12 protein-coding genes, 9 tRNA genes and 1 rRNA gene are annotated in these 12,015 nt (G+C 47.4%); 17 read left to right on the top strand and 5 right to left on the bottom strand.

Annotated elements, in window-relative coordinates; translation table 11 throughout:
* The 11 genes from EV294_RS26470 to EV294_RS26420 all read left to right on the top strand — a co-directional run.
* A 23S ribosomal RNA gene (locus EV294_RS26470) occupies positions 1 to 85 on the top strand; the annotation flags it as partial.
* 126 nt (positions 86 to 211) lie between these two features.
* Positions 212 to 286: transfer RNA gene (locus EV294_RS26465), tRNA-Glu, on the top strand.
* Between the two features lie 27 nt (positions 287 to 313).
* A tRNA-Val gene (locus tag EV294_RS26460) sits at positions 314 to 389 on the top strand.
* A 17-nt stretch (positions 390 to 406) separates the two neighbouring features.
* Positions 407 to 483 (top strand) — tRNA-Met (locus tag EV294_RS26455).
* Positions 484 to 515: 32 nt separating this feature from the next.
* Positions 516 to 592, top strand: a tRNA-Asp gene (locus tag EV294_RS26450).
* Between the two features lie 17 nt (positions 593 to 609).
* Positions 610 to 685: transfer RNA gene (locus tag EV294_RS26445), tRNA-Thr, on the top strand.
* 21 nt (positions 686 to 706) lie between these two features.
* Positions 707 to 793 (top strand) — tRNA-Leu (locus EV294_RS26440).
* Between the two features lie 3 nt (positions 794 to 796).
* Positions 797 to 871 (top strand) — tRNA-Gly (locus EV294_RS26435).
* Positions 872 to 880: 9 nt separating this feature from the next.
* A tRNA-Arg gene (locus EV294_RS26430) sits at positions 881 to 957 on the top strand.
* 19 nt (positions 958 to 976) lie between these two features.
* Positions 977 to 1,053, top strand: a tRNA-Pro gene (locus EV294_RS26425).
* Between the two features lie 103 nt (positions 1,054 to 1,156).
* A complete protein-coding gene (locus EV294_RS26420; protein WP_132312389.1) occupies positions 1,157 to 2,146 on the top strand; it encodes a Gfo/Idh/MocA family protein in 990 nt (329 codons plus the stop codon).
* A 54-nt stretch (positions 2,147 to 2,200) separates the two neighbouring features.
* Here EV294_RS26420 and EV294_RS26415 read toward each other — a convergent pair whose 3' ends face one another.
* On the bottom strand, positions 2,201 to 2,698 hold the full coding sequence (locus EV294_RS26415; protein ID WP_132312386.1) for an SEC-C metal-binding domain-containing protein: 498 nt from the start codon (positions 2,696 to 2,698) through the stop codon (positions 2,201 to 2,203).
* Between the two features lie 186 nt (positions 2,699 to 2,884).
* Here EV294_RS26415 and EV294_RS26410 point away from each other — a divergent pair, with 186 nt between their 5' ends.
* From EV294_RS26410 to EV294_RS26390, 5 genes are all read left to right on the top strand, one after another.
* Positions 2,885 to 4,123 (top strand): aminopeptidase, encoded by a 1,239-nt coding sequence (locus tag EV294_RS26410; RefSeq protein WP_132312384.1) that lies wholly within the window; start codon positions 2,885 to 2,887, stop codon positions 4,121 to 4,123.
* Between the two features lie 20 nt (positions 4,124 to 4,143).
* The gene (locus EV294_RS26405; RefSeq protein ID WP_132312381.1) at positions 4,144 to 4,419 is read left to right on the top strand and encodes a YqkE family protein; all 276 of its coding nucleotides are present in this window, start codon (positions 4,144 to 4,146) and stop codon (positions 4,417 to 4,419) included.
* Positions 4,420 to 4,597: 178 nt separating this feature from the next.
* Entirely contained in the window at positions 4,598 to 5,212 is a 615-nt protein-coding gene (locus EV294_RS26400; RefSeq protein ID WP_132312378.1) for a ribonuclease H-like YkuK family protein, read from the top strand.
* Positions 5,213 to 5,348: 136 nt separating this feature from the next.
* Positions 5,349 to 6,083 (top strand): metallophosphoesterase, encoded by a 735-nt coding sequence (locus EV294_RS26395; protein ID WP_132312375.1) that lies wholly within the window; start codon positions 5,349 to 5,351, stop codon positions 6,081 to 6,083.
* A gap of 136 nt (positions 6,084 to 6,219) precedes the next feature.
* The gene (locus EV294_RS26390; protein WP_132312373.1) at positions 6,220 to 8,100 is read left to right on the top strand and encodes a sensor histidine kinase; all 1,881 of its coding nucleotides are present in this window, start codon (positions 6,220 to 6,222) and stop codon (positions 8,098 to 8,100) included.
* A gap of 42 nt (positions 8,101 to 8,142) precedes the next feature.
* Here the strand turns inward: EV294_RS26390 and EV294_RS26385 are convergent, their stop codons facing one another.
* From EV294_RS26385 to EV294_RS26375, 3 genes are all read right to left on the bottom strand, one after another.
* Positions 8,143 to 8,379, bottom strand: coding sequence for an NHLP leader peptide family RiPP precursor (locus EV294_RS26385; protein WP_132312370.1), 237 nt, complete (start codon positions 8,377 to 8,379; stop codon positions 8,143 to 8,145).
* Between the two features lie 75 nt (positions 8,380 to 8,454).
* Complete coding sequence (locus tag EV294_RS26380) at positions 8,455 to 9,387, bottom strand: hypothetical protein (RefSeq protein WP_132312368.1); 933 nt, start codon at positions 9,385 to 9,387, stop codon at positions 8,455 to 8,457.
* 24 nt (positions 9,388 to 9,411) lie between these two features.
* The gene (locus EV294_RS26375) at positions 9,412 to 10,122 is read right to left on the bottom strand and encodes a hypothetical protein (RefSeq protein WP_132312365.1); all 711 of its coding nucleotides are present in this window, start codon (positions 10,120 to 10,122) and stop codon (positions 9,412 to 9,414) included.
* Positions 10,123 to 10,451: 329 nt separating this feature from the next.
* Here EV294_RS26375 and EV294_RS26370 point away from each other — a divergent pair, with 329 nt between their 5' ends.
* Positions 10,452 to 11,018 (top strand): hypothetical protein, encoded by a 567-nt coding sequence (locus tag EV294_RS26370; protein WP_132312362.1) that lies wholly within the window; start codon positions 10,452 to 10,454, stop codon positions 11,016 to 11,018.
* Between the two features lie 25 nt (positions 11,019 to 11,043).
* On the opposite strand, the gene EV294_RS26365 is transcribed toward EV294_RS26370, so the two are convergent.
* A complete protein-coding gene (locus tag EV294_RS26365; RefSeq protein ID WP_132312359.1) occupies positions 11,044 to 11,916 on the bottom strand; it encodes an SDR family oxidoreductase in 873 nt (290 codons plus the stop codon).
* Between the last annotated feature and the right edge of the window lie 99 nt (positions 11,917 to 12,015).

The following is a 12,015-nucleotide window of genomic DNA, read 5'->3' as shown; positions in this document are numbered from 1 at the left end:
GAAGACGACGAGGTTGATAGGTTCGGGGTGGAAGCACAGCAATGTGTGGAGCTGACGAATACTAATCGGTCGAGGGCTTATCCTAAAACAACCCCCAAAAAGTGAAGTTAAGCGTTGCAGCTTATTCCGATTACTTTTCGGGGACCCCGCAAGAAACTTAAGGAATTCAAACTTTCGCATCCAGTTTTCAAGGCGCAAATCTTGAATGCAAGGCCCGTTGGTCAAGGGGTTAAGACACCTCCCTTTCACGGAGGTAACAGGGGTTCGAATCCCCTACGGGTCACCAATATTTACCCTATGGGTAAAAAAGTATGGAGGCTTAGCTCAGCTGGGAGAGCATCTGCCTTACAAGCAGAGGGTCGGGGGTTCGATCCCCTCAGCCTCCACCATAGAAGTTTTGTAATGCCGCGAGGTGGAGCAGTCCGGTAGCTCGTCGGGCTCATAACCCGAAGGTCACAGGTTCAAATCCTGTCTTCGCAACCAATTTTTTTTCGGATGATTTCCGAAAGCAGCATGGAGCTGTGGTGTAGAGGCCTAACATGCCTGCCTGTCACGCAGGAGACCGCGGGTTCGAATCCCGTCAGCTCCGCCATTTTTACAACGTTTTTTGCCGGTGTAGCTCAGTTGGTAGAGCAACTGACTTGTAATCAGTAGGTCGTGGGTTCGACTCCTATCGCCGGCACCATTTTTTCAACAGAATATGCATGCGGTCGTGGCGGAATTGGCAGACGCGCTAGATTCAGGTTCTAGTGGTGTAACAGCCGTGGAGGTTCGAGTCCTCTCGACCGCACCATATGCGGAAGTGGCTCAGCGGTAGAGCATCGCCTTGCCAAGGCGAGGGTCGCGGGTTCGATTCCCGTCTTCCGCTCCATATTTTTTTGCGGCCTTAGCTCAGCTGGATAGAGCGTTTGACTACGAATCAAAAGGTCAGGAGTTCGAATCTCTTAGGCCGCGCCATTTTTTCTTAATTGAATAACGGGATGTAGCTCAGCTTGGTAGAGCACCTGGTTTGGGACCAGGGGGTCGCATGTTCAAATCGTGTCATCCCGACCATTTCAATTCACTGGAAGTCAGCAGACGTACTTGATACGTAGGGCGGGCTTTTTTTAGTTTATGGACAATTTGGGACAACCTAAGAGTGAAGAGGTGAATTCTTATGCTGCGTATTGGTATTATTGGTTCTAACTTTATTACGGAAACGTTTATGAATGCGGTACGTCAGGTACACAAGGTTGAAGTGACTGCGCTATACTCGCGTACGGAGGAGCGTGCAAAGGCTTATGCGGAAGCACAGGGCATTCCTCATACCTTCACGGATCTCGAAACAATGGCGAAAAGCGATTTGATTGACGCGATTTACATAGCAAGTCCGAATTCGCTGCATGCGGAGTACGCGATAACGTTTATGAAGCATGGGAAGCATGTGCTATGCGAGAAGCCGCTGGCATCGAATGCCGCTGAAGTACAAGCGATGTTTGAAGCGGCGCGGGCGAATAAGGTACTGCTGATGGAAGCCATGAAATCGACGATGATGCCCAACTTTGACGCGGTTCGAGAGAACCTGCACAAGATTGGCAAAGTCCGTACTTTCTTTGCTTCGTTCTGCCAGTACTCTTCCCGATATGACAAATACAAAGCGGGCGAAGTTTTGAATGCTTTTCTGCCGGAGTTGTCGAACGGATCGCTTATGGATATCGGCACATACTGCATCTATCCGCTTGTCGTGCTGTTTGGCAAGCCGGACAGCGTTAAAGCAAGTGCGGTTATGCTGGAGTCCGGCGTGGACGGCAAAGGCAGTCTGATCTTGAATTACGGGGATATGGAAGCTATATTGCTGCACTCGAAGATCTCCAATTCGAATATGCCTGCTGAAATTCAAGGCGAAGAAGGCAATATGATTATCGAGAGGATTAGCCAGCCGGCCAGCGTTCGGATTCAATACCGTGACGGTCGTCCTGAAGAAAACATCGGCAGACCGCAAGCGGATAATTCGATGGTATACGAAATTCAGGCTTTTGCCGAGATCATTGAGCGCGGAGAGCTTGAATCGCCGATTAACTCCTACGCCAATTCTCTGGCCGTTATGGAGATTATGGATGAGGCGCGCCGCCAGATCGGGCTTGTGTACCCTGCGGACAGGAAGTAAGCTAAAAAAAAGCAGGCTGTTCCGGATGGATAAATTCCGGAACAGCCTGTTCGATTATTGAGCAACCGCTTCAGGGGTTTGCTCGTTTTGCTCCAGCTGCTGCATAAGGAAGCCGGAAAGCTCCTGATAACGCTTGGTAATCGTAGCAGCGGATACTTCATATTTCTCGGCAAGATCGTTTTTGCTCTTACCGGACTCGGTAACCTCACAGACCATATATTCCAACGCGGCACAGAATGCGCCGGATTTGCGATACGATGGTTTCGTCATATTCGTGAAATCATGCCAGATCATAATCGCCATTGCGATATGGTTAGGCTTGTAATCCTGTTTCATGGAAGCAATAAGTTCATGCGCCAGTTCTGCATATTGCGGATTAGCCCACGTGGATTCGTGGTCAACCAAGTGAACCAGTTCAGCTTCTGTAAAATGACGAATTGCGGGGGAGGCTTTGCTTGCTCGAGCCGATTGTTCGTCCTTCGACATGCAGCATTTTTTGTATTTCAAGCCGCTGCCGCAGTGACATTGTTCATTTCTACCTAGTTTAGACATATGAGCTCCTTCGTGCGAAAATCTTTTATGCAAGAGTACATTCCTATATAATAACATAAAAAGAGGGTTGGAAAAACGAAAATCCTTCATTTTCCATTCCTTCGTCTGAGGGACATTCTTTTCATAGGCCCCGGACAAGAAGCAAACAATAGTCATTATACATATTCCGAAAGGTGTGAATGAGCGATGACAAACGTTGCATTCGTAAGCAATTTGACCAAGTACGCTGAACTAATCGTTCGGGTAGGCGTTAATGTACAGGAGAACCAGGAGGTATTTATTACAGGAGCTGTCGATCAAGCAGACCTTGTGCGACTTGTTGCCGAGCAGGCCTATTTGGCTGGGGCAAGCAATGTCCACGTCGATTGGACGGATGACAGCTTGTCCCGCCTCAAATACGAGAAGGCTGCAGATGAGGTATTTACCCGTTTCCCGGAATGGGAGACCGCCAAACGGAATTCCTTCGTTGAGCGTAACGCCGTATTTATCTCCATCGTTTCCTCCAGCCCGGATCTATTGTCCGGCATTGACTCGCAGCGAATTGCCAACTTCCAAAAGGCTGCAGGCCAAGGCCTGCAAGCATTCCGCAGAGCGGTTCAATCCGATAAAGTGAGCTGGACCGTAGTAGCCGCGGCCGGTAAAGCATGGGCTTCTAAAGTATTTCCGAACGTTAACGAAGAAGAAGCCGTCAAACAGCTTTGGGAAGCGATCTTCAAGGCGGTTCGTCTCCACTCGGAAGACCCGGTGAAAGCATGGGAAGAGCATGACGCTACGCTTCATTCCAAAGCGCAAGCGCTCAATGAGAATCATTTTGTGAAGCTGCATTATACGGCTCCTGGTACGGATCTGACTATCGAGCTTGCGGATAAGCACATTTGGGTTGCCGCAGGAAGCGAAAACCAGAACCACGTTTCTTTCATGGCTAACATGCCGACAGAGGAAGTATTTACGGTACCGCAAAAAACCGGGGTTAACGGTTATGTGTCCAGCACGAAGCCACTCAGCTACGGCGGCAATATTATTGATAACTTCAAGATTACGTTTGAAGACGGCCGGATCGTGAAGGTAGAAGCAGAGCAAGGCCAGGAGACTCTTCAAAAGCTTGTTGATACGGACGAAGGCTCGCATTACTTAGGCGAAGTTGCGCTTGTGCCGCATGAATCGCCGATTTCGCAATCGAATATTTTGTTCTATAATACTTTGTTTGACGAGAATGCATCGAACCATCTGGCAATTGGAAGCGGTTATGCGTTTAATATCGACGGCGGGAAACAAATGTCTCCGGAAGAGCTGGCTGAGAACGGCGTTAATGCCAGCATCACGCATGTTGATTTCATGATTGGCTCCGCGGAGATGGATATTGACGGCATCAAAGCCGATGGAACCATTGTGCCAATCTTCCGCAAAGGGAACTGGGCATTTTAAGAACGGTAGGTGAGGTTGAAATGGCGAAGAAGAAAAAAACGGCGCCTGCTGCGAATCACAGGGCGAACGCAAGCCCTCAGCAGGAGCAGGGGACAACGTTAAAGGATATGCTTAGCGCGGATGTCCTGCAGAAGCTTAAAGCCCAATCTGACGAGATGAAGGCGGCTGAGGAGCTGCGGAAGTTGAAAGCGCGGACGGAGGCCGAGGAGGCCCGGAAGAAGGAACAGAAGCGCTTGGAGAGCGATATGAGCTATCTGCTGGAGAACAGCAAGCTGGATTGGCGGAAATACAAATAAGAGCAGGAGAAGGGCCTCTAGGCCGCGAGACAACGCGGTTTAGAGGCCTTTTCTTTTTTTTGGTGAGGCAGAATCGTGCTTGTCATCATATAACTATTAATAATAATATACAACTCCTTTCGCATAGGCATGGTATAGAAGAACGGGATTTAGGCGATTGCTGAGAGAAAGGGCTGAAATGTACATTGTACAGGTGACGATGATGAGAAAAAATCAATGGGGCAGGCTACCGGAAGAGCTGCGGTTCCAGAACGTGACGGAGAGCAGGCTTACGATTCATGAGGTGTATGACCGCATATTGAATTTTATGGCAAGCGATCCAAGGGCGGCATATCATTTTGTCATTGGGACAGACAGTCAGGGGTTTAACGGATATACGAAGTTCGTAACAGGCATCATTATCCGGCGGATGGGGAAAGGCGCATGGGCCTGCTATAGGCAGGTTGTTGTCCCGCGCGAGCTGACCTCCTTGAAGGAGAAGCTGACGATGGAGACGGCTTTGTCCCAGGAGGTTGCCTATTATTTCGTGGATGGCGCCATCCAGCGGATGGAGGATATGCTGCTGCCCTTTGTTTATCAGGGAGCTTCGCTTGATTTGTTTATCGACATCGACGCGGGTACAGAGCCAACGATTAATAAGACGTCGCTTTACGTAGAAGAGATGATCGACCGGGTAAAAGGAATGGGAACCTATCTGGCAAGGGTGAAGCCAGACTCTTACGCGGCATCGGCTTATGCCAACCGTCATACGAAGAAGCCTGTCCGTTTCAAAAAGCGTCAGGGTCTTGTGTAAGCAGACGAACCGACGCGGGACAAGTTCATATGCATAATTCGCCGCAGGCCTTACGACCTGTGGCTTTTTTGCGATTCGGAAGGTTTTTTTTCGATAGCTGTAGAATGAAATACGTATAGGGGAAGGATGGGATGTCATGGGAAAGGAAAGGACGTTAGTCATTAGCGATATTCACGGTTGTTATGATGCTTTCAACCGGCTGCTCGAGCGGGTAAATTATGAGCCGGTTAAAGATCAGCTGATTTTGCTTGGCGATTTCGTCAGCAAGGGACCGGACAGCAAAATGGTTGTTGAGCAATCCGTAAGCCTGGTTCAAGAGCATGGAGCCATTGCGGTTCAAGGCAATCACGACGAGCGATTCGTTGATATTGTCCGTAACAGAACCAAAGAGGCAAGGGAGAAATTCTTCCGTCATGGCGGCCGTCAGACGGTGTACAGCTATCTGAAGGGAAGCGATATGACGGGAAGCGAAGAGGATCTGCTGAATAGGCTCAGAGAGACCGTTCTCGAGCGGTATCCGTATCACGCCGACTTCCTGGAGCAGCTGCCGTACTATTACGAGGACAAGCATTTTATTTATGTGCATGCGGGGCTGAATCCCAAATACCCGAACTGGAAGGAGCAGCCGAAGAGAGATTTCTTGTATATCAAGGATTCGTTTCACAACGCGGATACGGTCGTTAACAAAATCGTCGTGTTTGGCCATACCAAAACCGTTGATCTGCATGGCAGAGCGGATGTCTGGTACGGCAAAGGCAAGATCGGGATCGACGGCGGCTGCGCAAGCGGCCTGCAGCTAAACGCGCTGGAGATTATCGGCGAAGAGGTGCATTCGGTTTCGGTACCGGCAAGAAGAGCGGCGATATCATAGATTAAACGGGGAGCGGATATTCCGCTCTTTTTTATTTTTAAGATTTTTAATATATAAGAGAAAGGTGAAGGATATGATCGAAAAATGTCGAACTAATGAGTAATAAGAACTATTTTCCAATATTTGAGGTGTAAAGATGAAGGCCATTCTGAAGTATTCGATTTTCATTCTATTTTCCATAGTAGTCATCACTTCAATAAGCCCCACAAGCACCTTTGCGAATACAGATGAATCGGCGTCGAAAATAAGGATTACAGAGTGGCAGCTCCATCCGGGGAATGATGAGGATAGTAAGAGTCCGCCGGCCGACGGCTGGATGACCGTGAAAGAAAACGAGAAGGAGCCGGTGCTGCCGAAAGGGACAAGCTCGTTGTGGGTTAGGATTGAATTGCCTCTTATCACTCAGTCACATGCAGGGCTTCTGGTTTCCAAAGCTTACGCGCAAAATGTATTTGCCTATTTAAATGGAGAAATTGTATACGAGACGAACAGAAACCATTCTTACGATGTGAATCGCTTTGTAATACCGATTGAACGCACTTCTACTAATGAAACCCTTTACATACATTTGGTGAATCATACGGGCAACATTGGAATTGCCGGCCTTGTTATCGGAGAATATTCTAAGCTCTACAGAACGATGCTTATGAGTGATGTTGATAATATTATTCTTGGAACAGCGTTTATTTTCATAGCCGCTCTCATGTTTATCTGCATGATCTTTCTGAAAAGAATCCATGTATCCGGTTGGAAGTCACTTAGTTTAATTATTTTTTCAATAGGTTGCATGTTAATTTTCTACTCTCCGTTTTTGTACATGGTGAATGAAAAGTGCGGATGGCTTTACGCTACAGGCTTTGATCTATCCTCTAACCTCTTTCTGCCTGCTCTATTTTTCTTCTTGGAGACATTCTTTGGTAAAGGGAAGTTTGGAATCATTCGTATCTTCAAGATATATGCTTTAGGTTCAATGATATTATCTTCGATTGGTTTAATTTTAAATATAATGACGAATAATGCTTTCTACTCTCTTTATTATTCGGTCGCGACAATACTGTTTGTGCTGGGAGTCTTGGGCGGATGCAGCATTGTAATTGGTGTTCTAGTTGTTCATTGCTTCAAGAAGAATAGAGATGCCATTATTCTGTCCGCGGGCCTGAGCTTTTTTATATTGTTCGCGGTAGCAGATATTATTCAATATTATTCCTTGTCGAAAAATTATGAGTTTGTATATTGGAAATGGGGAACCGTGTGCTTCGTGTTCACTTTAGTCGTTATGCTTGGCAGGCAGATTGTGATCGGCTTCGAAAAGGTTGTCACTTATTCTCGCCAGCTTGAGATTTTTAACAATGAACTTCAACGCTCAGAGAAGATGGATATGATCAGTCAACTTGCTGCTTCAGTTGCCCATGAAGTGCGAAATCCGTTGCAGGTTACACGGGGGTTTTTACAGCTCCTGGAAGAGAAAAGCGGCAGCAACAAGGAAAAAAATTATATGCTTCTTGCGATCAATGAGTTGGACCGGGCTTCCGAAATTATTACCGACTTCCTAACCTTTGCCAAGCCGCAGCTTGAGCATGTTTCCGTATTAAATATAGCTAATGAGTTTAAACACATTGGGACTATTCTGATACCTCTGGCAAACATGCAGGGCGGGCAAATCAGATTGAATATACCTGATCATTTACAAATTCATGGTAACTCTTCGAAATTCAAGCAAGCCTTTATTAATATGATTAAGAATAGTATCGAGGCTTTGAAAAATGAGGGCCGAATTGATATAAGCGGATATATGGAAGGGAATAGGGTTGTTATTTGCATAAAGGACAATGGAGAAGGCATGACGGAATCGGAACTCGCAAAGCTAGGGGAACCTTATTACTCCAATAAGTCTAAAGGTACAGGTCTCGGGCTTATGGTTACCTTCAGCATCATTGAGGTGATGCAGGGCGATATTACATTTAAGAGCCAAAAAGGGATTGGTACAGAAGTTACTATTACCTTTCCTACGGCGTAAAACAGTAAAACCACTCCCGTTAAGGAGTGGTTTTTTATGCGATTACCAAGATGGAAATTCTTCCGAAGATGCGGACTTTAATGCGGAGGGTTTCGGCGGGATCACCAGGTAGGCGTGATCTGGCGTTTCTTCTACGGCTGTTACTTCGATATCATCTGGAATCTCTACGCCAAACGCATCTTTGATAGCCGCTTTAGGGTCATTCAATAATTGTTGCTTGAATGCATCGTCTTCCCAAGCCTTTTGAATAATTTGATCCCTAGTAATCTGATTCGACAAACTAACCCCTCCAATTATGCTAATAAAATAGTACTCCAGTAATAGGATTATAGCATAACTTTTGGTTATATTATACTATTTATACTGAAAATTCGACAAAATATAATCAAATCCGCCTGATAATAAAGTCCTCCTTGTATTCTCCGCTCGATTCGTGAAGCCTGCTATACCCTCATAGATGAAATAGCTGAAAGAGAGCAGCGGCGCAATGCCTATTTCAGCGTTGTTTAGAATGCCGAAAACTTCTTTTCCGCGGTTGCAATACTCCGTCATGAGACTGCGGTCATAGATATACGATTCTGCCTCATTGGCCTGCAGCGGGTGAATAGACTGGCGTTTGGCGCGAATCAAGGATATTAGGCAGTTATAATTCCCCTCGGTCAAGTCATCCTCCCAATCGGTCAAATCATCCGCCATTTGAAGAAGAACAAGGCTGTAGTCAACCAGTTCTTCCACAGAGGCAATCTTCTCGGGACGATTGGCGAGCAGCAGAACACCGGTGCTGGCAAGTTTGAGGGGCGAAGCTTTTTTCGCGACTTGCACAATGTCTGTCATGAAATAATCATGTTTGTCTTCCTGCACAACGGCTGAAGCCCATTCGTTCATATAGCGCTGACGATAGCCCCAGAAGGGAGAACTGGCGGCAAACAGCTCCCGAAGGATGGCCTCCATCTCGAAATGGCATAAATGGGCGAGTGCAAGCTGTTCCTTCCAGGCAGCTGGCGTCTCGTCCATTACGTCGTCTTGCAGGAAGTAATACAGCATGCTGAATACATTGGATAGTGAGAGCATACGGCACTGATCGATGGGAATCGAAGAGGTCTCGTTAATCCAATAAGGCAGCAGATAACAAATATAGTTCTTTGAGCTCTCCCTCTCAAAGACATCAAACTTGCGAAGATACGCTAGTCCGGACTCGTTAAACGGCTCGGGGAAATGAGCGATTCGCCGCTTGGCTTCCGAGAATACCAGCTGCAGCTCTGTACGATACGGATCGAAATAATTCATCTTCCTGTTCCCCAATCGCGGACTCTATTCATCGCGCTTCATAACCTCCATCAGAGCAACAATCTTGACGGAGTTGAATTCCTCGGGAGTAAGCCGCGAGAGAAGAGTTTCTTTAATAGACTGCTTTTCCTCCGGCGTCAGGCCATCCTTCGCTTTATCGGCAAGTCCCGTCAGTTCCTTCATGGAGAACTTGCCGAGCAGCAGCTCGGCCGCTTCATCCTTGTTCTTCACAACAAGCTGGCCGCCTGTTAAGGGCTTGTCCGACGGCTTTGCGTCATCCTTAGCACCGGTAGCCGTGCTGCCGGAGGCAGAGCCCGATTTATCCGGCTTTGCGGGACTTGTATCGTCGGCTTTGCCGCCGGTGCCGGCATTCGCTGCGATGGAGCCTTGGAGAGCCTCAACGGCCTTTTTATCAAAATATTTGGAGTTATCGGCAATGATCTGCTGAACGGCGGGATCCTTCTTGAACGCATCGATTTCGTCGGTGGTCAGGATTTGATCGGCCATCTCATTCATCATTTTATTGGATAGGTAGTGGAGTCCGATCTTGTAGCCGGCAAATCCGACGAAACCAACGATTACGATGACGGTCAGCAGTCTTGTCCAAATAACCGTGCTTTTCTTTAATGGCTTTCTGGAGCCGCCGGGATACTTGATCCAGGCTCTGCCGTCCTTGCTTTTGTACTTTTGAATACCTACGAGACGGAGGGGCGTATTCACCTTTTTGAATTCCATTCGTATCGAAATCTCCTTTGTATCCCAGCTGTAATGTGGCTTATTATACCATATGAAAGAAGATTAATAGAAACGAGTCTAGTCCCAATGCCTCACATCATCATTCAAAAGAACTAGCGTCAAACTAATTTACACATTCCTTTTATTTTGTTAAGTTTTGATTGAGAAATACTAATAATTCCATTAAGATAGGAAGAAGTCTAGGTAAATTTTCCAGAACAGGACCAAGGTCGTGGATAGGACTGTACCTCAGCAGGTTAATGAAGCCATGGCTCCTGCATTAAAGTTAGATGAGAAGCGTTACTTCTTTAATGTGGAGGTTGTCGGGCATGACAAGAGAGTTGGAGGTTTATGTTGTCTTAACAGACACGGGAACATTATTTACGAAAACGATTAAGTGGTTTACGAAGGATCCGCTTAACCATGCGTCGATCGCGTTTGACAGCGGATTAAACGAGGTGTACAGCTTTGGCCGGAAAAACCCGCAGAATCCGTTCTTCGCCGGCTTCGTCAGGGAGAACATGCGCGGGCAGTTATTTGCCGAAGCCCGTTGTGCCTTGTACCGTTGCCGAATACACCCTGCCGCTTACGCCAAGATGCGAGGGGTTATCGCGGAGATGGAACGGAATAGGGAGCTGTACCGATATAACCTGATCGGAGTTATCGGCCTGCTGTTCAACACAAGGCTCATAAAAAGAGATTACGCCTACTTCTGTTCGGAATTCGTGGCTTCGGTATTTGAGAAGAGCGGTGTCCATCTGGTTAATAAATCTTCTTTTCTCGTGACTCCCGGGGATCTAGAAAATACGCCAAAGCTGGAGCTTGTGTACGAGGGCAGGCTTCAGGACTTATTAAATAAATGCATAAACGAGGAAGTTGGAAAACGCCTTGCGTAATCGCCGCAAGGCGTTTTTGCTTTTCTTAACCGTTTACAACTTCGCCGCCGTTAATGTGGATGAATTGGCCGGTTACATAGCCGGAATCCTGGGAAGCCAGATATACGTAAGCAGGGGCAAGCTCATACGGCTGTCCGGCCCGTTTCATTGGCGTGTCGGAGCCAAAGGTGGATACGGACTGCTCATCGAAGGTGGACGGGATAAGCGGTGTCCAGATTGGACCCGGGGCAACGCCGTTGACCCTTATGCCGCGTCCGGCCAGGTTAGTTGCAAGCGCTCTTGTAAACGAGACGATGGCGCCTTTGGTTGCGGAATAATCAATTAAGGTCGGATTGCCTTTGTAGGCGGTGATCGAGGCTGTATTAATGACGGAAGCGCCTTGCTTCAGATGAGGAAGGGCGGCTCTTGTCAGAAAGAACATGCCAAATACGTTAGTCCGGAACGTCTTCTCAAGCTGCTTTGCCGTAATATCTTCAAGCCGCTGCTGCACATGCTGCTCGGCGGCATTATTAACGAGAATATCCAGCTTTCCAAAGGTCATCACCGTTTGCTCAACGGCATTACGGCAAAATGCTTCATCCCCGATATCTCCGGGAATTAACAGGCAGCGTCTTCCGGCTTGCTCGATCTCCTGTTGAACAAGCTTGGCATCCTCATGCTCATTATAATACACGATGCTTACGTCGCAGCCTTCCAGAGCGAACGCTACCGCTACCGCACGGCCGATACCGCTGTCTCCGCCGGTAATTAGGGCCGCTTTATTCTCCAGCTTGTTTGCCGCTTTGTACTGATCGTTTTTATAGACCGGAAGCGGGTTCATTTCGGATTCTATACCTGGCTGCTGATTCTGATGCTGGGGCGGAAAAACCGCAGTCTTATTGCTTGATGATTGTGTCACAGGGTAAAGCCTCCTTTTCTGGATATCCGTTCATGTCTATTAGTGTGGGATGTTCGAAGGCCTGCTATACACTATGCAGGAGCGGAGGCGGAGGAATAG

It is taken from the genome of Paenibacillus sp. BK033 (genome assembly GCF_004345425.1).
In the GTDB taxonomy this organism is placed as follows: Bacteria; Bacillota; Bacilli; order Paenibacillales; family Paenibacillaceae; genus Pristimantibacillus.
The sequence above is the reverse complement of the archived record's forward strand: the minus strand, read 5'-3'. Positions and strand labels throughout refer to the sequence as shown.